At 34.9% G+C, this 26,998-nt stretch carries 31 protein-coding genes, 1 tRNA gene and 1 pseudogene; 13 read left to right on the top strand and 20 right to left on the bottom strand.

What is annotated here, in order from left to right:
* Positions 1–449 precede the first annotated feature (449 nt).
* Positions 450–830: a phage holin family protein gene (locus ACESM9_RS06745; protein WP_372996575.1), complete on the bottom strand. Its 381-nt coding sequence runs from the start codon at positions 828–830 to the stop codon at positions 450–452.
* 99 nt (positions 831–929) lie between these two features.
* Positions 930–1,178, bottom strand: coding sequence for a hypothetical protein (locus tag ACESM9_RS06740; RefSeq protein WP_372996573.1), 249 nt, complete (start codon positions 1,176–1,178; stop codon positions 930–932).
* A 134-nt stretch (positions 1,179–1,312) separates the two neighbouring features.
* On the opposite strand from ACESM9_RS06740, the gene ACESM9_RS06735 reads away from it, so the two are divergent.
* Entirely contained in the window at positions 1,313–2,512 is a 1,200-nt protein-coding gene (locus ACESM9_RS06735; RefSeq protein ID WP_372996571.1) for an alanyl-tRNA editing protein, read from the top strand.
* Here ACESM9_RS06735 and ACESM9_RS06730 read toward each other — a convergent pair.
* Entirely contained in the window at positions 2,476–2,778 is a 303-nt protein-coding gene (locus tag ACESM9_RS06730) for a hypothetical protein (protein WP_372996569.1), read from the bottom strand. The genes ACESM9_RS06735 and ACESM9_RS06730 overlap by 37 nt on opposite strands.
* Before the next feature lie 108 nt (positions 2,779–2,886).
* Between ACESM9_RS06730 and ACESM9_RS06725 the strand changes: the two genes are divergently transcribed.
* Both ACESM9_RS06725 and ACESM9_RS06720 read left to right on the top strand, forming a co-directional pair.
* Positions 2,887–3,813, top strand: coding sequence for an AEC family transporter (locus tag ACESM9_RS06725; RefSeq protein ID WP_372996567.1), 927 nt, complete (start codon positions 2,887–2,889; stop codon positions 3,811–3,813).
* A 113-nt stretch (positions 3,814–3,926) separates the two neighbouring features.
* Positions 3,927–4,023 (top strand) — tRNA-Sec (locus ACESM9_RS06720).
* A gap of 40 nt (positions 4,024–4,063) precedes the next feature.
* Here ACESM9_RS06720 and ACESM9_RS06715 read toward each other — a convergent pair.
* The 5 genes from ACESM9_RS06715 to ACESM9_RS06695 all read right to left on the bottom strand — a co-directional run bounded on the left by ACESM9_RS06715 (position 4,064) and on the right by ACESM9_RS06695 (position 9,456).
* Complete coding sequence (locus ACESM9_RS06715) at positions 4,064–4,321, bottom strand: cysteine-rich small domain-containing protein (RefSeq protein WP_372996565.1); 258 nt, start codon at positions 4,319–4,321, stop codon at positions 4,064–4,066.
* A gap of 22 nt (positions 4,322–4,343) precedes the next feature.
* Complete coding sequence (gene selB, locus ACESM9_RS06710; protein ID WP_372996563.1) at positions 4,344–6,263, bottom strand: selenocysteine-specific translation elongation factor; 1,920 nt, start codon at positions 6,261–6,263, stop codon at positions 4,344–4,346.
* Between the two features lie 25 nt (positions 6,264–6,288).
* Positions 6,289–7,692, bottom strand: a complete 1,404-nt coding sequence (gene selA, locus ACESM9_RS06705) for an L-seryl-tRNA(Sec) selenium transferase (protein WP_372996561.1) — start codon at positions 7,690–7,692, stop codon at positions 6,289–6,291.
* Positions 7,693–7,708: 16 nt separating this feature from the next.
* Positions 7,709–8,752, bottom strand: a complete 1,044-nt coding sequence (gene selD, locus ACESM9_RS06700) for a selenide, water dikinase SelD (protein ID WP_372996559.1) — start codon at positions 8,750–8,752, stop codon at positions 7,709–7,711.
* Between the two features lie 77 nt (positions 8,753–8,829).
* The gene (locus ACESM9_RS06695) at positions 8,830–9,456 is read right to left on the bottom strand and encodes a helix-hairpin-helix domain-containing protein (RefSeq protein WP_372996557.1); all 627 of its coding nucleotides are present in this window, start codon (positions 9,454–9,456) and stop codon (positions 8,830–8,832) included.
* A 147-nt stretch (positions 9,457–9,603) separates the two neighbouring features.
* Here ACESM9_RS06695 and ACESM9_RS06690 point away from each other — a divergent pair, with 147 nt between their 5' ends.
* Complete coding sequence (locus ACESM9_RS06690; protein WP_372996555.1) at positions 9,604–10,878, top strand: D-alanyl-D-alanine carboxypeptidase family protein; 1,275 nt, start codon at positions 9,604–9,606, stop codon at positions 10,876–10,878.
* A gap of 19 nt (positions 10,879–10,897) precedes the next feature.
* Here the strand turns inward: ACESM9_RS06690 and ACESM9_RS06685 are convergent, their stop codons facing one another.
* From ACESM9_RS06685 to ACESM9_RS06655, 7 genes are all read right to left on the bottom strand, one after another.
* On the bottom strand, positions 10,898–11,281 hold the full coding sequence (locus ACESM9_RS06685; protein ID WP_372996553.1) for a RidA family protein: 384 nt from the start codon (positions 11,279–11,281) through the stop codon (positions 10,898–10,900).
* A gap of 19 nt (positions 11,282–11,300) precedes the next feature.
* A complete protein-coding gene (locus ACESM9_RS06680) occupies positions 11,301–11,954 on the bottom strand; it encodes a transcriptional regulator (RefSeq protein WP_372996551.1) in 654 nt (217 codons plus the stop codon).
* A 91-nt stretch (positions 11,955–12,045) separates the two neighbouring features.
* Positions 12,046–12,375 (bottom strand): ribosome silencing factor, encoded by a 330-nt coding sequence (gene rsfS / locus ACESM9_RS06675; RefSeq protein WP_372996577.1) that lies wholly within the window; start codon positions 12,373–12,375, stop codon positions 12,046–12,048.
* A gap of 59 nt (positions 12,376–12,434) precedes the next feature.
* The gene (locus ACESM9_RS06670) at positions 12,435–13,394 is read right to left on the bottom strand and encodes an LCP family protein (protein WP_372996549.1); all 960 of its coding nucleotides are present in this window, start codon (positions 13,392–13,394) and stop codon (positions 12,435–12,437) included.
* Between the two features lie 13 nt (positions 13,395–13,407).
* Positions 13,408–13,983 (bottom strand): bis(5'-nucleosyl)-tetraphosphatase (symmetrical) YqeK, encoded by a 576-nt coding sequence (gene yqeK / locus ACESM9_RS06665; protein WP_372996547.1) that lies wholly within the window; start codon positions 13,981–13,983, stop codon positions 13,408–13,410.
* A 12-nt stretch (positions 13,984–13,995) separates the two neighbouring features.
* Positions 13,996–14,631, bottom strand: a complete 636-nt coding sequence (gene nadD, locus ACESM9_RS06660; protein WP_372996545.1) for a nicotinate-nucleotide adenylyltransferase — start codon at positions 14,629–14,631, stop codon at positions 13,996–13,998.
* Positions 14,632–14,725: 94 nt separating this feature from the next.
* On the bottom strand, positions 14,726–15,385 hold the full coding sequence (locus ACESM9_RS06655) for an MgtC/SapB family protein (RefSeq protein WP_372996543.1): 660 nt from the start codon (positions 15,383–15,385) through the stop codon (positions 14,726–14,728).
* Between the two features lie 318 nt (positions 15,386–15,703).
* On the opposite strand from ACESM9_RS06655, the gene ACESM9_RS06650 reads away from it, so the two are divergent.
* Positions 15,704–16,534: an aminotransferase class IV gene (locus ACESM9_RS06650; RefSeq protein WP_372996541.1), complete on the top strand. Its 831-nt coding sequence runs from the start codon at positions 15,704–15,706 to the stop codon at positions 16,532–16,534.
* A gap of 38 nt (positions 16,535–16,572) precedes the next feature.
* Here the strand turns inward: ACESM9_RS06650 and ACESM9_RS06645 are convergent, their stop codons facing one another.
* Positions 16,573–17,943: an alanine/glycine:cation symporter family protein gene (locus tag ACESM9_RS06645; protein WP_372996539.1), complete on the bottom strand. Its 1,371-nt coding sequence runs from the start codon at positions 17,941–17,943 to the stop codon at positions 16,573–16,575.
* Between the two features lie 371 nt (positions 17,944–18,314).
* Here ACESM9_RS06645 and ACESM9_RS06640 point away from each other — a divergent pair, with 371 nt between their 5' ends.
* The 3 genes from ACESM9_RS06640 to ACESM9_RS06630 are packed head-to-tail and all read left to right on the top strand — an operon-like array spanning position 18,315 to position 19,561.
* Positions 18,315–18,758, top strand: coding sequence for a cell wall hydrolase (locus ACESM9_RS06640; protein WP_372996537.1), 444 nt, complete (start codon positions 18,315–18,317; stop codon positions 18,756–18,758).
* 18 nt (positions 18,759–18,776) lie between these two features.
* Positions 18,777–19,253, top strand: a complete 477-nt coding sequence (locus tag ACESM9_RS06635; RefSeq protein WP_372996535.1) for a hypothetical protein — start codon at positions 18,777–18,779, stop codon at positions 19,251–19,253.
* Positions 19,254–19,279: 26 nt separating this feature from the next.
* A complete protein-coding gene (locus ACESM9_RS06630; protein ID WP_372996533.1) occupies positions 19,280–19,561 on the top strand; it encodes a hypothetical protein in 282 nt (93 codons plus the stop codon).
* A 55-nt stretch (positions 19,562–19,616) separates the two neighbouring features.
* Here ACESM9_RS06630 and ACESM9_RS06625 read toward each other — a convergent pair whose 3' ends face one another.
* Complete coding sequence (locus ACESM9_RS06625; RefSeq protein ID WP_372996531.1) at positions 19,617–21,350, bottom strand: ABC transporter ATP-binding protein; 1,734 nt, start codon at positions 21,348–21,350, stop codon at positions 19,617–19,619.
* Between the two features lie 295 nt (positions 21,351–21,645).
* On the opposite strand from ACESM9_RS06625, the gene ACESM9_RS06620 reads away from it, so the two are divergent.
* Positions 21,646–21,819, top strand: a complete 174-nt coding sequence (locus ACESM9_RS06620; RefSeq protein WP_372996529.1) for a hypothetical protein — start codon at positions 21,646–21,648, stop codon at positions 21,817–21,819.
* On the opposite strand, the gene ACESM9_RS06615 is transcribed toward ACESM9_RS06620, so the two are convergent.
* A complete protein-coding gene (locus ACESM9_RS06615; protein ID WP_372996527.1) occupies positions 21,816–22,730 on the bottom strand; it encodes an N-acetylglucosamine kinase in 915 nt (304 codons plus the stop codon). The genes ACESM9_RS06620 and ACESM9_RS06615 overlap by 4 nt on opposite strands.
* A gap of 159 nt (positions 22,731–22,889) precedes the next feature.
* On the opposite strand from ACESM9_RS06615, the gene ACESM9_RS06610 reads away from it, so the two are divergent.
* Entirely contained in the window at positions 22,890–24,167 is a 1,278-nt protein-coding gene (locus ACESM9_RS06610; RefSeq protein ID WP_372996525.1) for a diguanylate cyclase domain-containing protein, read from the top strand.
* Positions 24,168–24,207: 40 nt separating this feature from the next.
* Here the strand turns inward: ACESM9_RS06610 and ACESM9_RS06605 are convergent, their stop codons facing one another.
* Both ACESM9_RS06605 and ACESM9_RS06600 read right to left on the bottom strand, forming a co-directional pair.
* Complete coding sequence (locus tag ACESM9_RS06605; protein ID WP_372996523.1) at positions 24,208–24,744, bottom strand: cob(I)yrinic acid a,c-diamide adenosyltransferase; 537 nt, start codon at positions 24,742–24,744, stop codon at positions 24,208–24,210.
* Positions 24,745–24,773: 29 nt separating this feature from the next.
* Positions 24,774–25,466, bottom strand: a complete 693-nt coding sequence (locus ACESM9_RS06600) for a Crp/Fnr family transcriptional regulator (protein WP_372996522.1) — start codon at positions 25,464–25,466, stop codon at positions 24,774–24,776.
* Between the two features lie 99 nt (positions 25,467–25,565).
* Here ACESM9_RS06600 and ACESM9_RS06595 point away from each other — a divergent pair, with 99 nt between their 5' ends.
* The 3 genes and pseudogenes from ACESM9_RS06595 to ACESM9_RS06585 all read left to right on the top strand — a co-directional run.
* The gene (locus ACESM9_RS06595; RefSeq protein ID WP_372996520.1) at positions 25,566–26,297 is read left to right on the top strand and encodes an ATP-binding protein; all 732 of its coding nucleotides are present in this window, start codon (positions 25,566–25,568) and stop codon (positions 26,295–26,297) included.
* Between the two features lie 11 nt (positions 26,298–26,308).
* Positions 26,309–26,662 (top strand): cupin domain-containing protein, encoded by a 354-nt coding sequence (locus ACESM9_RS06590; protein WP_372996518.1) that lies wholly within the window; start codon positions 26,309–26,311, stop codon positions 26,660–26,662.
* Between the two features lie 11 nt (positions 26,663–26,673).
* Positions 26,674–26,998, top strand: a pseudogene (locus ACESM9_RS06585) (hydroxylamine reductase); the annotation flags it as partial.

The following is a 26,998-nucleotide window of genomic DNA, read 5'->3' as shown; positions in this document are numbered from 1 at the left end:
TAATAGTAGAACTCAGATTTAGGTATTCCTCTGGGGTCTTATTAGGAACACGGATTTACACGGCACTAACCACTAAAGCGTGCATATTAGATATATGCTAACCATTGGTTGCGTTACGTAGGATATTCCTTTTGGGTCATCTGGAAGAACACGGATTCACACGGCGGGATTTTTTTGATAAGAACACTAAAAGTCACTAAGACTTCACTTAAATACACTAAATTATACATATTAATTATGCACATACTGTAGCGCTTCAAGTAAATCTAAGTACGTTACACTAACTAAAGAATAAGCATATGTGCAAGTGAACATATTTATTGATTTTGCCTGTAACTCTTAGCGAAGTATTCTTAGAAAAAGAACCCGCCGTGTTAATCTGTGGTTTCATCCGTGTAAATCCGTGTTCTGAAAATGACGCATAAAAAATAAAACTGCCGAAGGCAGTTTTACATAAACCTGGTGGGCAACAGCATATCAATCAAGCCGATCACTAGCGCTCCTATTAATGCGCCCCAAATGGATACAGCCATATTACCTACAAAGTATTGAGTAAAATATATAATGGCTGCTGAAATTATAAATCCGGATAATCCTCTTCCCAATGGTGCCGCATCAAAATTGAAAAGCCTGCCGATTAAATAATCAGCTCCGGAAATTATCAAAGCTGCTATCAATGCGGTCCAGAATCCCCTTATTGAAAAGCCCGGAACCAACCAGGAAGTAACTAATAGGACAACTGCTGCAACTACAAATCTAATAATAAATCCTACAACGCTTCCTCCCGTAGCTCTTCTGGTTTCATTGTTGTTCTTGTTTTCTTCATCCAACAGAACTCACCTCCAAAAATTGTCTCTTTTGTATTCTTTACACACTATATATTATTGCTATATTTATCTTTTTTATTTAACCATTATTTTCCACAAAGTTTATTTCCTTCGTTTTCTCATTTCCTGTATAGTATTCTTTGCTCCTGAGTATAAGCCAGCTGCAGAAAGTCCATAGACCAACCCTTGAAATATTCTCATTTTGAGTTCGGGATGATCAAGGTAAAACACTCCGGCTATAATACCCAGGATTACAGAAGCCACTGCCGCAAACTGTCTCGGCAATCCTAAGCCTTTGAGAACTTCTGTTACAGCAATTATTACAGGTATGATAATAGCTTCGCTAAACATACTGTCCCTCCTTTCTTCTGATATATTATATGAATTATCCAGGGTTGTTCTATGCATATTTACAAACATTAGTGGAATGGATAAACTATTTAATGAAACATAATTTTCAATAGATTAATCATGGAGGATGAAAAATGACTTATAGGCTATACCTAAAGGACTCTTATATAAAAGAATTTGAAGCTAATATTGTAGAATCTATACCTTACAATGATCTGTATGCAGTGATGCTGGATAAAACTGCTTTCTATCCAGAGGGAGGCGGTCAGCCTTCAGACAGAGGATACATAGATGAATATGAAGTGATAGACATTATTGAGAAGGATGGTCAAATACTTCATCTTGTTAATCATGAAATTAGCAACAAAAAAGTAGTTTGCAGAATAGACTGGAATAGAAGATATGATTTCATGCAGCAGCATACAGGTCAACATATTCTATCATGCTGCTTTCTGGAATTGTTTGGCGGCAATACCGATAGCTTTCATTTAGGCATGAACACTGTTAGTATTGAAATAGACATCAAAGAATTTAATCAGGATGACTGCAATAGGGTGGAATCTATGGCCAATGAAATCATATATAATAATTTACCCATATCGTCATCTATAGTAGATGAAGAAGAGTTAAAAAAATTGCCATTAAGAAAACAGCCTAGTGTTAAAGATAATATCAGAATAGTCAAAATTGGGGATATTGACTACAATCCATGCGGTGGTACACATGTCATGACCACAGGGGAAGTAGGCATTATTAAGATTTTGAAATGGGAAAAATTAAAGTCATCCTACAGATTCCAGTTCCTATGTGGAAAGAGAGCACTAATGGATTATGGTAATAAGAATCTGGTCCTTCAATCCTTATGTGCAAAATTATCTGTAAGGGATTTTGATTTGGAAAAAGCAGTAGAAAGGCTGATTGAAGAAAATAAAAACCTCAATAAGCAGTATTCAAATGCAAATAAAGCATTATTGAAATATGAAGCAGCAGAACTCTATAATGGATCTGATACAGTAAATAACATTAGGATTATCAAATCAATTTATTACAACAGAAAGTTTGATGAAATAAAAAATATAGCGTCAGAAATAACAGCATATGAGAAAACCATAGCTTTGCTTGGTGTCATAAATGATAATGCTCAGATAATCTTCAGCCGTTCAAATGACATTGATATGGATATGAATATGTTATTAAAATCTGTTATACCTATGATACAGGGCAAAGGTGGAGGCAGCCCTAAAACCGCTTTAGGAGGAGGCTCCTCTGAGGACTTAGGAAATTTAATTGAAGAAGCTTATAACTCCTGTTTAAAATTTTTATCGCAGCTGTAATTGCTTTCAATTTTTCTCAATAGAGCTTTTACAAGGGTTTTCAGCTTATCATCAATTTCATCTATTATATCACCCATGTCATCAGCTCTATTAATAGCTCCCTCCAAATCACTTTTATGAGCCAATGTGATCTTATTAAATTCATCGGCAGCTCCTACTAATAGTCTATAAGAGCTTACAAGAGGAGTTAGTATATCAATTAGAATCCTTATGTCTTTTAATAGGGGATCTGGATGTTCTATATATGATTGATTTTTTTCTTCCATATAATCACCTGCTCCATAACAAAGTATCTGTTAACCCTTTGACTTCTAGATAAAATTTATGTTATATTGTTTAATGTTATTCCCATTTCATGAGTTTCGAGGTGGATTATGAGTCTTCAAATAGTAATAAATCAGATATTAATCCTTTTTATAATAATGTGCATAGGATTCATCGCTAAAAAATCAAAATTAATAAATGAGAGTACGGAGAAATCTTTATCAAATGTTTTACTAAATATAAGTCTACCTGCTCTAATGCTCTCCTCAATAAATGTGAGCTATGATTCGGAGACCTTGCCTAATATGCTGCAGATATTCTACATAACACTTGCCCTTTATATTGCAGTCATATTGTTTGCCAACATCACTGCAAAACTTTTCAGGTTTAAGTCTCCACTTGCTGATATTTACATCAATCTGCTCACCTTTGCTAATGTTGGTTTCATAGGCTTTCCCATAGCCAACGCTATTTTTGGATCAATAGGAGTATTATATGCAACAGTTGCAAATTTGATATTTAATATATTCTTGTGGACATATGGTATATTAATAATTAATAAAGAAGGGTCCATAGATTTTAAGAAGCTATTGAATATTGGCACAATAGTTTCTGCTGCAACAATAATAATATTTATATTAAAAATCAGAATGCCCTCAATTCTACTAAGTGCATTAGATATGACAGGAGACATGACAACTCCAATATCCATGATGTTAATTGGTTCCTTTATTGCGGATATAAATTCAATAAAAAGCTTATTTGATTGGAAAATTGGAGTAATTGCTTTTTTTAGATTATTAATGATACCCTTTACTCTAGCTTTTATACTTAGTTGGTTAGGTATAAATGATACGGTAATTTCTTTATGTACCATATTGGCGGCTGCCCCATCTGGCTCTACCAATGCCATATTGGCCAAACAGTTTAATGCAGAACCGACTTTTACCTCAGTGGCTGTATTTGTAACAACACTTTTGTTCCTGGTAACATTGCCAAGTATAATTTTTGTGCTTAACAATTATATACTCATATAACTCTGGACATAATAACTATATTGATATATTTTCACAATAGCAGATTATGTCAAACAAAAAATCAATTGTTTTTATTCATTTCCTGTGATATTATAGTTAACGGAGCTAAACAAGGGGGTAGATGGGTGCTGGTGTGCCCTCTGGTCTTCAAAACCAGCGTGGGGAGTTGGTAGCTTCCTGGGTGGGTTCGATTCCCACATACTCCCGCCAATTGTAAGCAAAAACCTCTCGTCATGAGAGGTTTTTTTAGTCATTTCTTAGCCATATCTATGAGCCCTGATATTCTTTCCATTATATACTCATATCCCTTTTCACTGTGGGGTATAAAGCAACTGCTACAATCTTTTATCCCATCTTCCATATACTTGAAGTTTCCTCCACATTTTTCTTTCAGTGCATACAATGGACAATAACAGAATAAACAATTCATTTTTTTGCTATCTCCAACTTTATGACATGGGTAAAACTCACATTTTTCATGGGAAAAAAATTTATACTGCTCTCCCATATTGTTCCCCTCTTTCATCTATTTATTTGCCACTATACAGTATTCTTTTATCCTCAACCCTCTTGGTAATTTTATTCTGATCAAAATAATCCAGTATAGCCATAGCATATTTTCTACTGGTTCCCAACAGATCTCTAAACTCACCAAGCTGTATGGATTTGTTTTCTTTAATGTAGTTCACTATCAAATCTGTTGCATCTTTTATGGCTTCCGAAGAAAAAACTGTTTCTTGATCAACCTTGATCAATTGGCTGCTGCTTACTAGAGCATTAAATACAGGTGCAACAGATTTTTCTTGAAGCTTAAGCATATTCACCAATTCTTTAAACTTAGGTGGATTATATTTGTTCTCATGGTATATATCCATGATAAGTTTTCTTATCTTCTCTTGTTCGTCAGAAAACTTAACTTTGAAGTCCCATAAAGATACACTTTGCTCACTTATCTTTATTATCCTATTTGAAACCAAGTGACCAAAAAGCTCATCGCTTATCCTTTGTTTTGTGGAATGCAATACCTTTGTCCTCAGCTCTTCCTTAGACATTCCTGTTTTAAGGGGATTTTTCTTATGAAAATCATTAAGCACTATCTTAACTTTTTGTTCCAAATCCTCTAAAAACTCATTGTGAACATAAAAGGTTCCTTCATTGGTTTTAAAGGCTTTTATGGCATTTTGTCCCTCTAGCTTTTCTAGTACCGAATTACAGTTTTCTATAGGAATATTGCCGGCAGCTTTTGCTATTGAAGCGGCATCGGGATAGAATTCACTCAATCTCATTATTAACTGCTCTATTATATCTTCCAGGTTTCCCTTTTCTTTAATCATAAGTTCTTCAATAATCTCTTCCTTAAATCTCTTCCTCTTTGGAGGATTAGGGTCAAGTATAGTACCTCCTCCGATTGTTATCATAGGGGAATAGAATCTTATAACAAAGCGATCATCTTTTAAACATGCTATTTCTTCCTCAAGCCTGATTTGCACAAAAGCACTTTCTCCGGGTACTAATTCTTCTCTGTCTAGAAGTACGACTCGACCAAATACTTCAGCAGAGCCATGATATATTCTTAATCTGTCCCTATTGCTTATACTTCTCTCTGCATCTTTTAATAGTTCCAATCTAGCATCAAACATGAATGTAGGCTCCATAGAATTTATTGCAGCAACCACATCGCCTCTTGTTATTTCTTCCAATTTAATTCCTGCAAGGTTCATGGCTACCCTCTGTCCAGCTTCAGCTACACCTACACTTATATCATGAACCTGTATTGTTCGAACTCTGGATTCAAGCTTTTGTGGATAGATCATAACTTTATCCCCTTCTTTTATTGTTCCAGAGATCAAAGTACCTGTGACAATAGTTCCGAATCCCGGTATGCTGAAAACTCTGTCTACAGGCAGCCTTAAAGGTTTATCAACATCCTTAGTCTCAACTATCTCTGTCAGTGTGTCTATTTCCATCGCTAGCCTATCAAAACCTTCTCTTGTAACTGAGGATACAGGTATGATAGTTGCATCCTCCAAAAAAGTACCTGCAACATCTTCTTTTACCTGTTCAACGATAATTTCCAGCCATTCTTCATCTACCATATCTGTCTTTGTCAGTACTATAATCCCTTTTTTTATCTTTAATAAAGATAATATATTTAAGTGTTCCTTGGTCTGAGGCATAACACCTTCATCTGCTGCAACCACAAGCAATACTAAGTCAATGCCGCCAATACCTGCCAGCATATTTTTAATAAATCTCTCATGACCTGGTACATCTATAATACCAGCTCTTCTTCCACTTGGAAGATCAAAATAAGTAAATCCTAGCTCTATGGATATACCTCTATCCTTTTCCTCTTTAAGCCTGTCTGTATCCTTACCTGTTAAAGCTCGAATCAATGTGGTTTTTCCATGGTCTATATGCCCGGCAGTTCCAATAATCACATGTTTCAAAGCTGAAACCTCTCTTTCAATCAAGTTATTTCAAAGCCCTAATTAATGCTTCTTCTATTACATTAAACTCATCTTCCCAAATCGTTCTTATATCTATTAGAACTTTGTCTTTATTTATGCGTGTAATAATAGGGATTTCATTACTTCTAAGCTTTTTTTCAAGCTGATTCACTGTAAACCTATCAGAGTATAGGCTAATCACTGTAGTAGGCATCCTATGCATAGGCATGGAACCTCCTCCGACTTCTGAATAATCATCTTCCATTGATATAAAGAAGCTATCTGGTAAAGAAGATATTAATCTATTGTATAATTTTTCTGCTCTTTTCCTTATATCCTTGTTGTCCTCAGTAAGCATTTTTAAAACAGGTATCTCTTTTAACGCTCTATCCTTATCCAGATAAAGTTTTAGTGTTCCTTCCAAGGCTGCAAGAGTCATTTTATCAACTCTAAAGGCCCTTGTTAACGGATTCCTTTTCATTGCTTCTATATATTCCCTTTTCCCAACTATTATACCTGCCTGGGGTCCTCCGAGCATCTTATCTCCGCTAAAGGTTACTACATCCATACCTGAAGCAACTGCCTCCTGTACCGTAGGTTCATAAGGCAATCCATACTTTGATAAATCTAAAAGCATGCCACTTCCTAAATCTTCTATAACTGGTATACCTTTTTCTCTACCCAAAGATACCAATTCTTCCGAAGCAACTTCTTCAGTAAACCCAAATATCCTATAGTTGCTCGTATGAACCTTCATCAATGCTTTAGTATTTTCATTTATTGCTTTCTCGTAATCCCACAAATGAGTCTTGTTAGTGGTGCCTACTTCTACAAGCTTTGCTCCGCTTTGAGCCATAACATCAGGAATTCTGAAAGACCCTCCAATCTCAACAAGCTGCCCCCTTGACACTATTACCTCCCCACATTTGGCCATGGTGCTTAGAACCAGCATTACAGCAGCAGCATTGTTATTTACAACCATAGCTGCTTCAGCATTTGTGAGATGGCATAGTATATCTTCTACATGATCATATCTGGATCCCCTTATCCCTTTATCAAGATCCATTTCTAAGTTGGAATATCTGGATGAGATTTTTACCAGGTCTCCGATTACAGAAGAGCTTATACAAGCCCTCCCTAAGTTTGTATGAAGTACAACACCGGTACCGTTTATAACATTTTTTAGATTGTTGCTCATCTTCTTTTTTACATAGAGACTTATTCCATCAATGATGGAATTCTCATTCAACACTAATTTATCAATATCCGATGCATGCAAAATACTGTTTCTGTACTCCTGCAAGAATTCTCTGATGGAATCTACGAGTACAGATCTTGGATATATTTCTAATAGCTTTTTTATATTTTCATTGTTTAGTAATTCATCAACAGAAGGTATACTGCTAAGCAGTGTTTTTTTATCAGGCATACTCATCCTCCATTAATTAGATTACCTCTAAAGGTTTTTTATCCTTTTCTTTCACTTTTCCAATCATACTAAAGCTTGTTTTATTATTCTTCCTCAGTAAACTCAAAAGCTTCTCTGCCCTATCTTCGGCAACTGAAATCAATAGACCTCCAGATGTTTGGGGATCAAACAATATGTCCTTTATTTCTTGATTTATGCTATTAACAAATACTACCTTGTCACCTACATGCTCTTGATTCCTATAAGCGCCACCGGGAATAATACCCATCTTTGCTAATTCAATGCTTTCTTTAATAATCGGTAAATAATCAGACCATATTTCAATTGTTACATCGCTTCCCTCTGCCATCTCCAAAGCATGGCCTAATAATCCAAAACCTGTAATGTCAGTGCAGCTATTTACTCCAACAGTCTGCATTGCTTCACATGCGTCCTTGTTCAAATAAGACATAATTTCTATAGCTTTGTTTATTACTTCTTCATTAACCAGGTCTGCTTTTATAGCGGTGTTGAGTATTCCAAGACCTAAAGGTTTTGTCAGTATTAATACATCTCCAGGCTTTGCAGCAGAGTTCGTAATGACTTTATCAGGGTGAACCATACCCATAACAGATAATCCGTACTTAGGTTCATTATCCTCTACGCTATGACCTCCTGCTACCACGGCACCTGCTTCAAATATTTTATCTGCTCCACCTTTTAATATCTGTCCCAGTATATCTACTGAAAGACAATTTGGAAAGCACACAATATTCATAGCCGTCAAGGGCTTACCACCCATTGCATATACATCACTTAAAGAATTGGCGGCTGCCACCTGTCCATATTTATATGGATCATCAACCACAGGTGTAAAAAAATCCATAGTAAGTATTACTGCGGTATCATCATTTATTTTATAAACAGCAGCATCATCAGATTTATCCAAACCAACTATTAGATTATCGTCATAAAACTTAGGCAAATGACGCAAAACTTGCGCCAAGGTCTCAGGACCTATTTTAGCTGCTCAGCCTGAACTCTCTGTCATCTGAGTAAGTCTCTTGTCCTTGATATCCATTTCATCATCTCCTTCATCTGCAGCATTAGTTGTGTGTTACAATAAACGTGGCAAATATCTCCGTTATTTTAACACAATTATTTTACCTTAATCAAATCCTTAATTGATTCATATCTTTTTTCTCCTATCCCTGTGACATTCTTTATTTCTTCAATACTTTTAAAAGGGCCATTGGATTCCCTGTATTCTATTATCCTTTTTGCATATGCTTCTCCAATTCCCGGCAGGCTGTCCAGTTCTGATATTCCTGCAGTGTTTATGTTTATCTTCTCATTACCAGTATTGCTACTAGTACCTATAGTATGACTATTATGTGGTGTTAACTCTGTTTGTTCTATCTTTTCCCCAATTTTGGGTATATAAACCTTTTCTTCATCCATCAGCTTTTTTGACAAATTCACAGCATTCAGATCTGCATCAACAAGAGCTCCACCAACATACTCAAGAGCTTCTCCTAACCTGGTTCCTTCTTTTATCCATATAAATCCGGGTGTTCTAACTGCCCCGCTGATATGTACCCCGATATTTACAGATTCTTCAACAATACTTTCGTCTAAATCTGAAATCTTTTCTACCTCTTCATATTCATTATCCTCCAATGATATTTCAGTGGCTTTATGAGAGTTAATATATATAGTTCCTATGAGAGCAAAGGAAAGAATAATTATAATACAAAGAAGTATCTTTTCTTTTCTGGTACTCATAATTATCCACACCCCTCATTTTTAATACTACTTAGTTCTACATCTATCAGATTAATCCTTGTTTTTCAAACATTTTTTATAGGAATAATGTTTTTTCTGTCTTTTTTTGATATACTATTTTTATCAAGAACATAGACGGAGGCAGCAATGGGAAAAAAATTTATATTATTAGCAACAGTTTTAGTTTTTATTTGCAGTTTTAGCACTACATGGGCAGAACCGGATATTACTTCCCCCTCAGCTATTCTTATGGATGCAGAAACTGGAAGGGTGTTATATGAAAAAGAAAGTAATGTGAAGAGGTTCCCTGCTAGCACCACAAAAATAATGACGGCTATATTGTGTATTGAAAAAGGAAATTTAGATGATATAGTAACTATTGGTACTAATCCTCCACTTGTTGAAAGAGGAAGCAGCCAGATTTATCTGATTCCTGGAGAGCAATTAACATTGGAACAGCTATTGTATGCAATGATGCTTGAATCAGCAAATGATGCAGCAGTTGCCATTGCAGAGCATATATCCGGCTCTGTAGAAGATTTTGCAAAACTGATGAATAAGAGGGCTAAAGAATTAGGAGCATTTAATACCAATTTTGTAAACCCAAACGGTCTACATGATGACAATCATGTGACTACAGCTAAAGATCTGGCATTAATAGCCAAACATGCAATGACTTTACCGAAATTTAGAGAGGTAGTAAGTACGGTAAATTATACTATTCCAGAAACCAATAAGCAGCCTGAAAGAAATTATATAACAAACACCAACAAACTAATATGGAAGCAAAATAAAACATTTAGTTACGAATATGCCATAGGAATAAAAACAGGTTATACAACAAAGGCAAAGAATAATCTGGTAGCTGGGGCACTAAAGGATGGAACAGAGCTGATTTCTGTCGTTATGAACGAAAACAGTATAAGCAACACATCAAATGTATATACAAACACAGTAAAGTTGTTTGAGTATGGATTTAATAATTATTCAAGCAAAAAGCTGCTAACAAAAAACCAGATAGTAACCACTATCACTGTACCTGAAACCGACGAGAAATTAAACCTTCTGGCTGCTGATGATTTTGACCTTATTTTGTCAGATAAAGAGATTTCGAATGTTGAGAGCAACATTACCTTGATAGATGATATTATAAAGCCTATACAAAAAAATCAAATACTTGGTTATATAAGCTATTCAATAGATGGGCAACAAATTGAAAAGATAAGCTTAATGGCAGCTGAAGATTTGCTATTGCCTGAAAAAACATCTAAACCATTCTTAAAATGGCTGCTGAGGTTGTTTATAGCCTATCTTTTATGGAGAACAATTGTAGTATATAGCCGCTACCTTAGAAAAAAGAGAAGAAGAAAAAGAGAAGTTCCTGTTCTATTTATGAATAGAAAAAGAGGCCGCATCTGGTGATGGGCCTCTTTTTATAGCATTATCCTATGTATGCTATTACTTCAATCTCTACAAGCACATCCATTGGTAATCTTGCAACTTCTACACAGGATCTGGCAGGTTGATTTTTTGTAAAATATTGAGCATATATCTCATTTATTTTACTAAAGCTATTCATGTCTTTGATGAAAACTGTAGTTTTTAACACATTGTCAAGATTAGTGCCTGCAGCCTCAAGTATAGCCTTGATATTTTCCAAGCATTGCCTTGCTTGAGATTGTACATCCCCTTCAGCAATCTTTCCTGTTTCAGGATTCAAAGGTGTTTGGCCTGAAACGAATAGCAAATTCCCAAATTTTATTCCTTGTGAGTATGGACCTATAGCTCCTGGAGCTTTAGTTGTACTTATAACTTCTTTAACCATCTTTATACCTCCTGAAAATTTATGAATTTACTCTTATTTCATCCAAGTAATTATAAATTGTGTACCTGGAAACACATAGCACCTTTGCAACATAGTCTACTGCCCCTTTTATCAGAAATACACCTTTCTCCTCTAAGGTTTCAACAATGTTCACTTTATCCTCCTTTGACATAAAAGCCACGGGTTTACCATATTTCTCTAACGTCTTATCTACAATATTGCTTAAGACTTCGTTTATTGTACTGCCGAAGCTTTCCTCCTGACTTTCAGAAGAGGTCTCAGGAGTATTTATTTCGAACATATCATTTAGAATGTTCTTTACTACAGTAATTTCCGATATATCAATATTTATACATAAGAATCCTATCACTTCTCCTTTTTCATCCTTAACATATATAAGAGAAGATTTGAGAATTCTTCCGTCATTGGACTTTTTCATATAGTTTATTTTATGTTTATCAAACTGTGCCTTTTTAAGCGTTGAAAGGCCATATTCACTCATAGGACTCCCAACTTTGCGGCCTGTAATATGACCATTAGATATAGATATTATAGAGTTCTGTGGATTCTTTACATCATGCAGAACTACTTCACAATTCTTGCCGAAGGTCTGTGCCAAAGCTTCAACTATGGGAATCAAGGCTTCCAATATCGGATGTAGTTTATTCTTCAAAGTTTACCCTCCCTATAAATACTCGCTATTTACATTGTACCATAAACAAAAACCCACATCCATAATGGAAGTGAGATTTTATTTATAGTTATTACTCTATAGTAAGAGTTTTTGCATCAACCCAAAGTCGTTCCAGGTTGTAAAATTTTCTTTCCTCTTCATAGAAGATATGGACTACAACATCATAATAATCCAGAAGAATCCATCGGCCATTTCTAAAGCCTTCTTTATGATGCAGTTTATATTCCTCTTTATCCATGTTTTCTTCTACATTATCACAAAGAGATTGAACATGAGTAGTTGAAGTTCCTGTTGCTATAACAAAATAGTCACACAAGGTAGACAAATCACGAATATCAAGAACCTTTATATCCTTTGCCTTTTTATCCTGTAGTGTCTGTACAATTCTATCAACCTTCATTCTAGAAGTTTCCTCCAATAATATCCCTCCAGTATATTAGTTATATAATCTATTAAATTCTAGCTGACAGCATCAGCGCCAGCGCTTTCTAAATCCTGTATGTTTTCACCTGCACTTTTTTGAACACCAATATCACTGCTTATTTCTTCATTAAATTGTTTCAATTCTTCCTCATCGCAAATATAGTAAGATATCTTATCAATATACGCCGCATCTCCTGGTATTGTATACATCTTAATATTCTCCAAATCAATATCCTTTAACCTTAATGCATAGGAGGCTAACTCAGATTGCTCCATATTAGTTTTAACATATTTGCTTGCAGTATCCAGTATGGAGAAAGCTTTAGGTAATATTTTAGGACTGGTCATATGCTTTATCAACGCCTTAGCAAACTGCTGCTGAGCATTTATTCTGCCTAAATCTCCATTGGTATAGGTTGCCCTATATCTTACAAAATGTACTGCATTCTTTCCGTTTAAAATCTGCTCTCCTGCCTTAATATCTATATGAAGGTCCTGAGTAGGATCATCATACTTCATGTTTATAGGTACATTTATCTTTACTCCACCCATTATGTCAATTATCTTTTCAGCGCCTTTAAAATCCATTTCAAAATAATAATGAATGGGTATATCCAGAAGCTTACCTACAGTGTCCATCGCTAAAAGGGCCCCTTCTTTTTTACTCACTGCATGATTGATTTTATCATAACCGTAATTTTCGATATAAACCCTGGTATCCCTTGGGATAGAAATAATTGCTGCTTTATTATTATCTTTGTTGTATCTCAGCACCATCATAAAATCTGACCTTGCATCATCTATGCCCATTACAAGAAAATTCACTATTGGATCATCTTTAGCGCTTGGTGGCTGAAGATTAGGATTTTCTTCTACAATTTGGGCATATTCTGCATCATCATGCTGAAACTTGCTTAGATAATAATAAGCGGCTCCTCCGATAATCAAAGCAAAGGCTAAAAAAGAAATAGTAAAAATTATTATAAATCTCTTCATGATAACACTCCATTCATAATTGTGTGGAATTATAAATTAGAAAATTTCTTGCATTGACTGTATCATGATGAAGCAGTCCCCTTCTATCAATAATATATATGATAGTCAGATCAAAAGCAAATAGCAAGGCTTTATCTATATCTTCATAAGCTAAAGCCCTAACCTTATCTATACCTTCAAACTTCCTGGACGGTTCTATATAATCTGCAATAAAAATGATCTTCTCCATCAAAGTCATACTTTTTCTACCTGTCACATGATATCTGATTGAAGAAAGTATTTCATTGTCATCTATGCCAAATAGGGTTCTGGCTATATAAACTGAACCAGGACCATGTATAATTTCAGGTATACTATAGCTTTCTTCGTCTACTTCAAATCCACAATTTCTAGCATAATAGACTAAATCTTCGTATCTTTCTTCTTTACTGCAATCATGTACTAATCCTGCCAATTTGGCTTTATATTCATCTACGCCATAATGATGAGCAAGAGATTCAGCAATATCAGCAACATTTATGGAATGCACATATCTCTTATGTGACAAATGACTCTTGAGATATTCATGAATTAAATTAAGCTCTATCATGATAAAACTCCACTATTCCAAATACAAATTGTTTTTTCTAATATAATGCTCTACAGATTCTGGCAATAAATATCTTATGGTCTTATTATTATTTATTCTATACCTTATATCTGTAGACGAAATAGCTAAAGAAGGTACTTCAATACTATATATTTCTTTATCATATTTAGACTTGATCTCTTCAAGCTTTTGTTCCATATCATGATAATAAAACCCAGGTCTTGTAGCAGCTACAAATTGACACATTCCTAATAACTCTTCCACATTATGCCAGGTTAGTATCTCTAAAATTGCATCTGCGCCCGTTATAAAATAAATTTCTGCATCCTCACCATGTATTCTTCGAAGCTCCCTGATTGTATCGACAGTATAAGTGATACCACTTCTTTCTATTTCCAGGCGCGAAACCTCGAAATATGGATTTGTTATTGTAGCCAGAACCGTCATAAGATATCTGTGATATGCATCAGTAGTGGGTCTGTGCATTTTATGAGGAGGGTTATTGGTAGGCATGAAAAGCACCTTTTCCAATTTAAATTTATCTCTTACAGCTTCAGCCGTTACTAAATGGCCATAGTGTATTGGATCGAAAGTGCCACCCATAACCGCAAATCTTTTATAAATATTTATTTTATCATACTTACCCATCTTCTTTTGTACCTCATATAGTTATTATACTGCATTCATTATTATGCAGTTGTAAATATTATACACTATTCTTTTTTATAGTGGAAGAAAATTCTCACATCTCTATGAGGCTTACACCCTCTATAGATGTTACTGACTTGATTATATCCTCAGTTTTTACATCTTTATTACCTTTAAGTACAAGTTTTATTATAACATTATAGTCATCCACAGGTTCAATCGAAATGCTCTTGATGGTAATATTCATCTTTCCTAATTCTGTACCTATTCTCCCTAATTGTCCAGGTCTGTCTACGGATTTTATAACTACATTCACATATTCATTCTTTTTGTTTATCATTATTTCAATTTTACTCAAGGTGATCAAGGATAGGAGAACAAAGCATGTTGCAAATATTGCTCCCAAGTAAAAACCTAAACCGCATACCAGGCCTATACATGCAACAGACCAAAGACTTGCCGCAGTTGTAAGACCTCTTATTGTAACTCCTTCTTTTATAATTGTACCGGCCCCTAAAAAACCTATGCCACTTATGACCTGAGCTCCTAATCTCATAGGGTCCATATTTGTCTGATATTTAAGCAATTCAAATGCATATAAATTACCTATCATAACCAGTGAGGAAGCAACACTTACTAATATGTGGGTTCTAAATCCCGCAGGACGCTTTGATGTTTCTCTTTCCAGTCCTACTAATCCTGCTAGAATAGCTGCTGTTCCAAGCCTTAACAGTATTTCTAATGTATCAGGCATAAAATCACTCCTAATATAACAGATATTTGGCACTGAACTAATCTTTCCTAGGCTCACATTGACTTGATTAACACTCAGTGGATGTTTAGTCCCAATTTATAATTGTCTCGTTCAATTATATGCAAAAATTGACAGGTTTAAAAGTAATTATAACATTTTTTCGGTAATACACAAATATCCTAATAAGGTAAAAAAGAGGCTCTCCTTTGCTTTCAATGCACAATCATAATGAACAGCACCGCAAAAAATAAATACATATTACATACAACTGTGATATAATACTAAGATGAAGTAATAAATAACAATGGAGATGATAGAATGAATGGCGAAGCTATTGAAAAGTACTCAATACATAATGGCAATATTATAAATAATGAATCTGAATCTATTCATAATGATTCTTCTTCACATATAGTTTATGAGGTAATACGAGTTATAGATGGAGTCCCTCTTTTTTGGGAAGAACATATGACTAGATTGTTAAGTTCTTCAGATATGATTGATATTGATTTAACAAATTTAATTGGTAAAATATCCTCAGATATAAATAAACTGATAGATATAAATAATAGACCTAATAAAAATATTAAAATTTTAGTATATAGCGACAAAAAAAATATAATAAATTACTCATTGTTTTTCATTAAAAGCAACTACCCTGATAAAGAGCTTTATGATAAAGGTATTGATACAATACTATACAAGGCAATAAGAGAAAACCCTAATGCAAAAGTACAAAATGCCCAATTGAGAGAAAAAATTAATAAAGAACTTCTAAGACATGATGCATATGAGGCACTTTTATTAAATGAAGAAGATTACATAACTGAAGGAAGCAAATCAAATGTTTTTTTTGTAAAAGACAGTTTACTATTTACGTCACCTAAGCAGGATGTGCTTTTAGGGGTAACTCGAACTCGAATAGTTGAATTAGCGAAAAACCTTGGTATTGATGTGGTTGAGAAATCAATCCATAAATCCTTTCTAAACGAGTGTGATGGTCTGTTCATAACAGGTACATCACCAAAGGTGCTTCCAATTTCAAGAGTAAATGATATTTCGTATGATTCTCCTAAAAATGAAATCATCCTTAGGCTAATGGAGGCCTATGACACACTTATTGAAGAATATATCAAAACTTATAAATAAAGCGAGGGTATCACTCCCTCGCTTTATTTTAATTTTATCTAAACATTTAGATTCTTTTTAGCTTCATTTAACTCATTAGCAAAATACTCTTTAGTCAATTTGATTACAACACCACTGAGGCCTAGAACACCTATCAAGTTAGGAATTGCCATCAAACCATTGAGTGTATCTGCCAAGTCCCAAAGAGCGTTCAAACCGCCTATGGCACCTATTACTATAAAAGGTATCCATAGAATTCTATATATCTTATTAACCTTAGATCCAAAGAGATATTCTGCGCAGCGCTCTCCGTAATATGCCCAACCCAATATAGTAGAGAATGCAAACAGCAATATACCTATAGATACTATATATCCTCCAGGACCTGGAAGACCTTCGTTGAATGCCATTGTTGTCAGTTCTGAACCAGTAGCTCCACTGCTCCATACTCCTGACATTATGATTGAAAGAGCAGTTAGTGAGCAAATAACTATAGTATCAACAAATACTTCAAATATTCCCCAAAGACCTTGGCGAACAGGATGATCAGTAGTTGCTGCAGCGTGAGCTATAGGAGCGCTACCAAGACCTGCCTCGTTGGAGAATACTCCACGAGCAATACCTCTTGTCATAGCTATCTTCATTGTTGAACCAGCAAAACCACCTACTGCTGCACTGCCTGTAAAGGCACTACTGAAAATCATTCCAAATGCTTCTCCAAGATGTGAGATGTTTGTAATTATTATATATAGAGCTCCAAGAATATAAAATGCAGCCATAAATGGTACCAATTTTTCAGTAACTTGACCTATTCTCTTTATTCCACCTATTATAACTATAGCTGATAATACTGCTAATACAACGCCAGTCACTATCTTATTTACTCCAAAGGATACTTCAAGAGATGCAGCAACAGAGTTTGACTGAACCATGTTACCTATACCAAAAGCTGCTAAAGCCCCAAATGCTGCAAATATATAGGCTAACCATTTCATCTTCAAACCTTTTTCAATATAGTACATAGGTCCGCCTACAAAACGACCATCTGGAGTTTTCTCTCTGTAATTGATAGAAAGTACAACTTCACCATACTTAGTAGTCATTCCAAATATTGCTGACAACCACATCCAAAATACTGCTCCTGGACCTCCCAATGCTATTGCTGTAGCAACACCAGCAATATTACCCGTACCTACAGTTGCTGCCAAAGCTGTTGCAACAGCCTGGAATGCTGTAATTTCGCCTTCACCTTTTCCCTCTTTGGTAAACATCTTGAATAAAGTGTTTTTCAGGACATAACCCAATTTTGCAATAGACATAAAATTAGTGCGTAGAGTTAGATATACACCTGTGCCTACCAAAAGTACCAACATATACGGACCCCAAACAAAACCGTTAATGATACCATTGATTTCCATTAATTTGTCCATAAGATACCTCCTCTTTTATTTATTTTACATAAAATATACACCCACAAAATATTATGATATAATATAGAACATGTCATCTTTATGGGGTATATTTAATGTCCAAATATTTCTCCATTACATTTTATCAATAATTTTGAATATTTACAACCATAATTATTCAATTATAGTTCAATTCCCATTATTGTAAATATTGTGACAATAACACATAGATTTCTACATTTCCATTGAATTTTTAATACAAGTTTCTTCTTTTATATAACCTCATAGGTTAACTTATCTAGAGATAATTTTTCTCATATCTCCTAATTAACAGTAGCAGCATTTTTTTTGGAACATATAATGTTATTAACATTGTGCTAGAGGTGTGTGTTATGGCTTACGACATTCGTGAACTCTTTGCAAGATTGATCAGGTGTGAAGCTGGCGGCGAAGGTGACAATGGCATGAAGGCTGTTGCCACTGTGGTCATGAACAGGGTTCATGTACCCAACGGTGAATATTTCAGAGTTGGTCAGGGTGATTTAAGAAGAATACTAAACCAACCTGGCCAATTCGACTGTATGACTTCTGTTCTTGGTGGCAGATTTAACCCCCAGACTATATGGGCGAATCCCCCTGAAGAGATACACTTTCAAGTGGCTGATTGGGCACTTGCTGGAAACAAGATATTGGGAGCATCCTGGAGTCTATGGTATTTCAACCCTTTTCAACCTGTATGCCCTCAAATTTTTCCCAGGAATGGAACAGGGTCATTTGCTACCAGGATTCAACAGCATTGCTTCTATAACCCTACCCAATTATATTACTTAACTTGATTTGAAAGGAGTGTAAAAATGAGCTGTATGGATAATTATAGAGTTAACAATATTCCTGTTGTACCCTTACAACAAATGGGAGGAACATCTTATCCATATGGATCCTTTGGCAACCAAATGATGCAGAATCAAATGACTCAGGTACCACAGATGACTCAAGCACCAAATATACCTCAGATGCCTATGATGCCTCAAGATACTCAAATGCCTCAGACTCCGCAAATGCTCCAGGGAATGCAAATGCCTATGCAAGATATGCCCCCATCAGCAATGCCTCTTGGAGTTATGGATATAGAATTTACCCAAGGCTACTTAAGAAGCCAAATAGGTTCTAGGGTAAAGGTTGAATTCTTAATAGGAACCAATATGCTGGTAGATAGGGAAGGTTTGCTCGTTGATGTTGGAGTCAGCTACATCATAATCAACGAAACCGAAACTGATGACTTACTTTTATGCGATATCTATTCCATTAAGTTTGTAAGGTTTTATAGGTAGTAAAACCTGGCAAAGGGGATGTTAACGTGAGTTCTTTCTTGATAAGCTATGATATTAACAAGAATAGTAAAAACATCTACAATCTTCATAAAATAATAAAGGACTGCTCATATGATGATCATTGGGTCCAATGCTTCGATAATTTATGGATAATCAAATCCGAACATGACTTAAGCAAAATATATGAGTTAATTAAGGATGTACTAGATGCCAATGATTGCTTCTTGGTAGTTGAAATAACACACAACTGCGACGGATGGCTCGAAACTAACATTTGGGATTACATTAACAACAATATATTTCAATAGTGATAAAATCAGCCTTGAATCTTCACTCTTCAAGGCTGATTTTGTACATCAGTTTCTAATGCTTATCTGTGAACTGAGCATAATATAGGTCTGCATAGACACCATTGTTATTCAACAATTCCTGATGATTGCCTTTTTCTACAATGCCTTCATCGGTCAAAACCAGTATAGTCTTGGCATTTTTTATTGTAGAAAGCCTATGAGCTATTACAAAGGTTGTTCTATTCTGAGAAAGCTTTTCTAATGAATCCTGTACAATTTTTTCACTCTGGTTATCTAATGCAGATGTAGCTTCATCCAGGATTAATACAGGCGGATTTTTCAAAAACACTCGTGCTATACTGATCCTTTGCTTTTGCCCTCCAGATAGCTTTACCCCTCTTTCTCCTACATAGGTTTCATACCCCTCTTCTAATTCCATTATGAAATCATGGGCATTAGCTTTTTTGGCAGCCTCTATTATTTCTTCCTCTGTAGCATCCGGTTTTCCATATCTTATATTATCCATAACAGAACCAGCAAACAGATAAACATCTTGCTGTACAATACCTATGTTTTTTCTCAGGGATCTCAGCTTAATATCCCTTATATCTATATCATCAAGCAGTATCTGTCCTTCTGTTACTTCATAAAATCTAGGTATCAGACTACATATAGTTGATTTTCCTCCTCCAGAAGGCCCTACCAATGCCACTGTCTCTCCGGGATTTACATTGAGATTGATGTTCTCCAGGACATAACGGCTCTCATCGTATTTAAAGGATACATTTTTAAATGTTATCTTACCCTTTACTTCCTTTAATTCTATACTATCCTTAGAGTCCACAATATCAGGTTTCGTATCTAATATATCAAGAAACCTTTCAAAACCAGTCATGCCTTTCTGAAACTGCTCTGTAAAGTTTATCAATGTTCTTATAGGGTTTAACAGAGTGTTTATGTATAACAGGAAAGTTACCAAATCCGTCGGCCTGACAGTATCTATTTTCATCAGCAAAGCTCCTGATATAACAGTAATAACATATATGATTCCTTGAAATAATGTAACACCACTAAAGAATTTGCCCATATATCCATAGCTCTCTTCTTTAGTATGTAGAAATTCTTTATTTCCTTTTTTAAATTTATTTACTTCTATACCCTCATTTGAAAAGGACTTAACCACTCTCACACCAGCTATGCTGTCCTCAAGCTGCGAGTTTACATCTGCAATTTTCTGTCTGTTTCTCATAAAAACAGATCTCATTTTCTTATTATATATATAGGCAAACAAGGCCATAGGCGGTATAAAAGCAAATACAATCAAAGTCAGCTTCCAATCCACACTAAGCAATATGAGAAAAGAACCGACTATCTTTATAAAAGAGATAAATAATTCTTCAGGTCCATGGTGGGCAAGCTCAGATATGTCAAATAAATCATTCACTATTCTTGACATGAGTTGCCCCGTCTTGTTGTTATCATAGAAGGAAAAAGACAGTTTTTGGAGATGATTAAATATATCATTTCTCATGTCATATTCCATTCTTGCTCCCATAATATGTCCCCAAGCAGTAACAAAATAATTGCATCCATATTGTAAAAAATAAAGAGCCAGCATTCCTATACCAATCTTTATAATGAGGTTTACTGAAGCTCTTCCTCCCACAATAGCTTCATCCAGTAGAAAAGATACTATAACAGGGAACACAAGATCTACACCAGCGGCAGTAAAAGCACAAATCATATCCAAGAAAAAAAGCTTTTTATATGGTTTGTAATAACTAATAAAACGCTTCAACCTCTCCATGTTCTTCCTCCTAATGCACATATCTTGGAAAATAATTTCAACAATATATATAATATCACATCATAAGAATTCTTAATAGTACAACAGCAAATCTTATACGCTCGTATATTGCATTAATAAAAAAAATTATGTATAATATTAATATACCCCCTGCGGGTATATAGTAACAATCTATGAGGTGAGATTTATGAATATTTCAATTTCAGAAAATGCTAAAAAGCAGCTTAAGGAAAGTGATTCCAAAAATTATAGAATAGTTATAAAAGGTTATGGCTGAGCAGGTCCTGTTTTCGGATTGGCTCAGGGTGAGCCTCAAGAAGGGGATGAAACATATACTATAGATAATATTAACTTTTCTGTAGAAAAGGAAATCGCTGATTTGATACCAGGATTCCAGATAGAGTACTATAAGGGTCTATTCCAGAAAGGGTATGCTGTTTATGTGGATGGTGCAAGTAGAAGCTGCTAAATGGCAGCTTCTTTCCATGCCAGTACCAATGCACCGTAAGCTGGCTCGCTTTTTAATGTTATTACATGAATCTCTGGTGAGTTATGTTTCAGTTCATCAATAATAATATTTCTAATAACTTCTGATTTTGTTAAAATACTGCCCGACAACTTCAAAGTAAAGCTCTGTAAGTTCATCTTCCTTCTCAATGCATAAACCATTTTACATAGATCATAGGCTGCATTTTTTACAATATTCTCTGCAGCTTTATCACTACTTGCCATTTCAAGCACTATGGGAGCCAACTCTCCAATATGTTGTTTTTGAATTCCGGGAGCATATATATAGGACATTAATTCTTCCAAACTGTTAACCTTAAGCTTATCCATTATAGCTTTAGTGAGCCTGGTGTATGGAATAATACCGTCCGCACTTCTCACTACTGCATTAAGAGCATTTCTGGCTATTGAATATCCGCTACCTTCATCCCCTATAATATGACCCCATCCCCCGACACGAACATGAGTCCCATCCTTGCTTATTCCGTATGCTATTGAACCTGTACCACTTATTAGAACTGCCCCCTCAACCTCTCTGTTTTCCTCTGCAAGTGCAACATAGGCATCGTTATATATGAGCAATTTATTACTATATCCTAATTCATTCATTATATCTTTATAAATCATTTCATCTTTTCTGTTGTTTATACCAGCACAACCCATGCATATGCACTTAATATCTTCATATGTAATTTTATACTCATTATTACACCAGTTAAGCAAATAGCTAAAGCTCTCTTTAACTCTATCAATGCCTACAGATTGATAATTTACTGGGCCACTTTTTATACTACCTATGACTTTTCTATTTTCGTCACCAATTAATGCTTTAAGATTCGTTCCTCCACCATCTATTCCTATAAATACTTTCAAATGCAACACCTCCTTTTTATATGAAAAGCATAATTTTTCTGAGTGAAATCTTTCTCTATCTACTATATCATAATACAGAATAACTATTTGATTTCATAGAATTAATAGATATAATAATAGTATACAAGCATTTTGGTTTTGAGGGGGGTACAAACTAAAATGAATTTGGATAGCTCATCTATAAACGACCTTTCTATCTATACCCAAAAACTTAGACAAGCCTATGACATAATAGAAAAAACCTCCATAGTAGTTTTTGAATGGTCAATTGGTCCCGGTATTCCAGTTAAGTATGTATCAGAAAACATTTCTAACTATGGTTATACTACTGAAGAATTCTATAGCGGAAAAGTTGATTATTGGGATTTTGTCCATAAAGATGATGTAGAAGAAACCAAGAATGCTGTATATGAAAAAAGGGCTTCTGGTGATAAAGAATTTAAGCACACTTATAGAGTGGTGTGTAAAGATGGTTCTGTAAGATGGGTTGAAGAATGGACTCTATGGGAAAGAGATTCACTTGGGAACCCTATAGCAGAGAAGGGTATCATAAGAGATATAACTGAGCAAAAAGAAACAGCAGAGAAACTTAGATTAAGTGAGGAAAGATACAGAAAGCTTTTTGAAAATGCTTGTGCCCTTATATGTACCTTTGATAGCAAAGGCAGGTTTACCTCAATTAATAATGCCTGTGCTGATATAACAGGATATTCAAAATCAGAGTTAATGAACATGAATATATTTGATCTTTTGATATTATCCGAATCTCAAGAAAAAATTTTAAAAAATCGATTAGTTGGCCTTGTAAGCAAAATTCAAAACAATAATATAGAACTGACAATTATCAACAAGAACAAAAAACAAGTGATATTAGAAGGTAGACTTCTTATAATTAATGAAAATTATTCTACCGCAGAAATACAAGCAGTGCTTCAAGATGTAACATTAAAAAAAGAAGCCGAGAGTAAAATTTATCATTTGAGCTATCACGATAAGCTTACTGATTTATATAACAGAGCTTACTTTGATGAAACACTAGACAAAATGAATCAATCAGGAGAATTTCCCTATAGTCTGATAATGGGAGATATGAATGGCCTTAAAAGCACAAATGATTTATATGGACACAAAGCTGGGGACAAGCTTATACAAACAATGGCCGATATTCTAAGAAAGTCCTGCAGAAAATCCGATATTATTGCACGGATTGGCGGGGATGAATTTGCAATCATACTTCCCAATTGCTCCAATAAGGAAGCTCGAAAGATTTGCAACAGAATAAAACGAATGTGTGCATTATATGAAGATGATAGGGTTAAGCCAGATATTTCATTAGGTTATAGCACAAAAGAGAATTCTATGAAAACCAATGATGATTTGTTACTTGAAGCCGATAGAAAAATGTATTTAGATAAAGCATGTATTCTTAAAATATAACAACCCGATAAATATGAGATTATATACCGGGTTGTTATATTTACGATTTCTTGTCAAATTCAACCAAGACCACTTCATCCTCTAAAAATCTTGCCATGGCGTATATTGCGTCGGATAATCTATTAACATATTTCATAAGAATCGGACTTACAGATTCTTCTTTGCTGAGAGTTATTATCCTTCTTTCCGCTCTTCTGCATATTGTCCTTGCCATATGCAATGCACCGCTGGCCTTGCTGCTGCCTGGTAATATAAATTGAGGAGTATTATTGGATCTGGCAATAAAATTGTCAATAAGCTTCTCAAGATCCTGCACATCTTCTTCCTTAATGCTCTGTGGGAATTTACTGCTATCAATTGTAGCCAGCTCTCCTGCTACATTGAAGAGCATCCTTTGAATCTTGTTTACCTCCTGAACTATCTCATTATTATCAATGAAATTCTTGGCAAAGCCCAGAGAACAATTGAGCTCATCGATTGTTCCATAACAATCAACTCTTATGCTATCCTTATCTACTCTGGTATTATCATAGAGACTGGTTTTACCTTTGTCACCGGTTTTAGTATAAATCCTCATTGCAAACCTCCTCATATATAATAACTATATTATTCAGCCATAAGCTTTAAAGCTTCAATATCTTTTATAACTACTGATGACTTATAAAAATCCAAAATGCCTTCATCTCTCAATTTGCACAGTTCTCTCGACAAGGCAGGCCTTGATACATTCAGATAATCTGCCATTTCATTTCTGTTTAATGACATCATAAATGACAGTGTCCCAATCTTATTATAATGATCTAGCAACAAGTTGCTAATTCTACCCCTGATGCTTTTTATACTTAAATAGTCAAGCTTTTTGCTTAGCAGCAAGGCCTTGTTTGATACTACTTTTAGCATATTCATAATTAACAATCTATGACTTTTACATAGTTTTTCACATTCACCCAATATTTTTTCTGAAGATAAAAATATTACATAGCTAGGTTCCTGGGCTATGACAGTTGCAGGCCATTTACGATGCCCAGAAAAGGCAGCCATTTCCCCGAACATATCACCCTGTTTTACAACTGTTATTATTACTCTATCTCCTATTGAATTTTCTTTGGTAATTGCCGCACTTCCGGATAGCATGATTCCCAAACCTTCAAATTCATCTCCAGCAAATTTTATAAAATCGTTCTTTTCGAATTTTTCTATTTTAGGCTTGAGGCACATGAGCATATTGTACAAATCTTGTTGCTCCATTCCATGAAATAACTGACATGCAGCAAGCACACTTAACCATTTTTTATACATTTTTATTAACCCTCACTTTTGTAACTTTGGTTACCGATTTTGTTATCTGATATCATTATACTTAATGTATAAAATAAAGTAAATGAAGGAGGAAATATTTTGATAAGAAAAATAATAAAAATTGATGAAGAAAAATGCAACGGTTGTGGTCTATGTATAAATGCTTGTCATGAAGGAGCACTAGAATTAGTAAATGGTAAAGCTAAATTGATATCTGAATCCTATTGTGATGGCCTGGGAGATTGTTTGCCGGAATGCCCAACAGGAGCTATAGAGATCGAAGAGAGAGAAGCAGCTGATTATGACGAAGAAGCAGTAAAGGCTCGTATGGAAGAAAGAAAGAATCATTTTAATAATATATTAGCATGTGGCTGTCCAGGTTCTCATGCCAGGGTAATTGAAAAAAGCAATAGCATCGAACATTCAAATTGCAATTGCCATGATTCTTCTCATAAAAAAATGGAATCTGAACTAAGACAGTGGCCTTGCCAAATAAAGCTGGTTCCAGTTAACGCACCTTATTTCAATAATTCAAATCTCCTAATTGCTGCAGATTGCACAGCTTATGCTTATGCAAATATTCATAATGATTTTATGAAGAATAAAATAACATTGATTGGATGCCCCAAGCTGGACAATGTGGATTATGCAGATAAACTTACTGAAATACTTAAGCACAACGATATAAAGAGCGTTACAGTCCTTAGGATGGAAGTACCCTGCTGCGGTGGCTTGACACATGCAGTGAAGCAAGCTCTACTAAACAGCGGAAAGATGATACCCTGGAGAATTGTGGTTATAGGAACAGACGGCAGCATTATTGAAGGTTAGGAGGTGAAAATGTGCTGGAAAAGCAGTATAAATACACTATTACAACCGAGAAAACTATTGAAAGAATAATAGATGATGAAAATGTAAACATCAACCACATGGTTTTAAACAAGGGTGAGAGGTTTCCTGAACACTACTCAAATTCAAATGTGTACATGATAGTAATAAAAGGCATTCTTTCCCTGCAATTGGATGAACAAGAAACTCATTCTTATGCTAAAGGAGAAATAGTGAACATACCATTTAACACAAAAATGAATGTTTTTAATGAAAATGAAGATTTGCTAGAATTTTTCGTTGTAAAGTCACCTTGTCCTAAAAATTATCAACTATATGAAGATTTTAAAAAAAATATTAGTTTATAGGGGGTAAAAAAATGAATAATATGTTTTGTTTTCAATGTGAACAAACTGCAGGAGGAAAAGGCTGCACCAAGGTTGGTGTCTGTGGAAAACAGCCAGATGTAGCAAACAAACAGGATGAATTGGTATGTTCTTTAGTAGGCCTAGCAAGAGCTGCTTATGGCAAAGAACCATCTGATAATGCAGTTGAACTGATGCTCAAAGGTCTATTCACCACAATAACAAATGTTAACTTCAATGCACAAACAATTGAAAAATTAATCAATGAAGTGGAAGAAGAGAAAAACAAACTAGGTGGCGCAGAGAACTTCTCAATAAATGAGCTTTGGTCTGGTGATT

This window comes from Lutispora sp. (assembly GCF_041687175.1).
Classification (GTDB): domain Bacteria; phylum Bacillota; class Clostridia; order Lutisporales; family Lutisporaceae; genus Lutispora.
The sequence above is the reverse complement of the archived record's forward strand: the minus strand, read 5'-3'. Positions and strand labels throughout refer to the sequence as shown.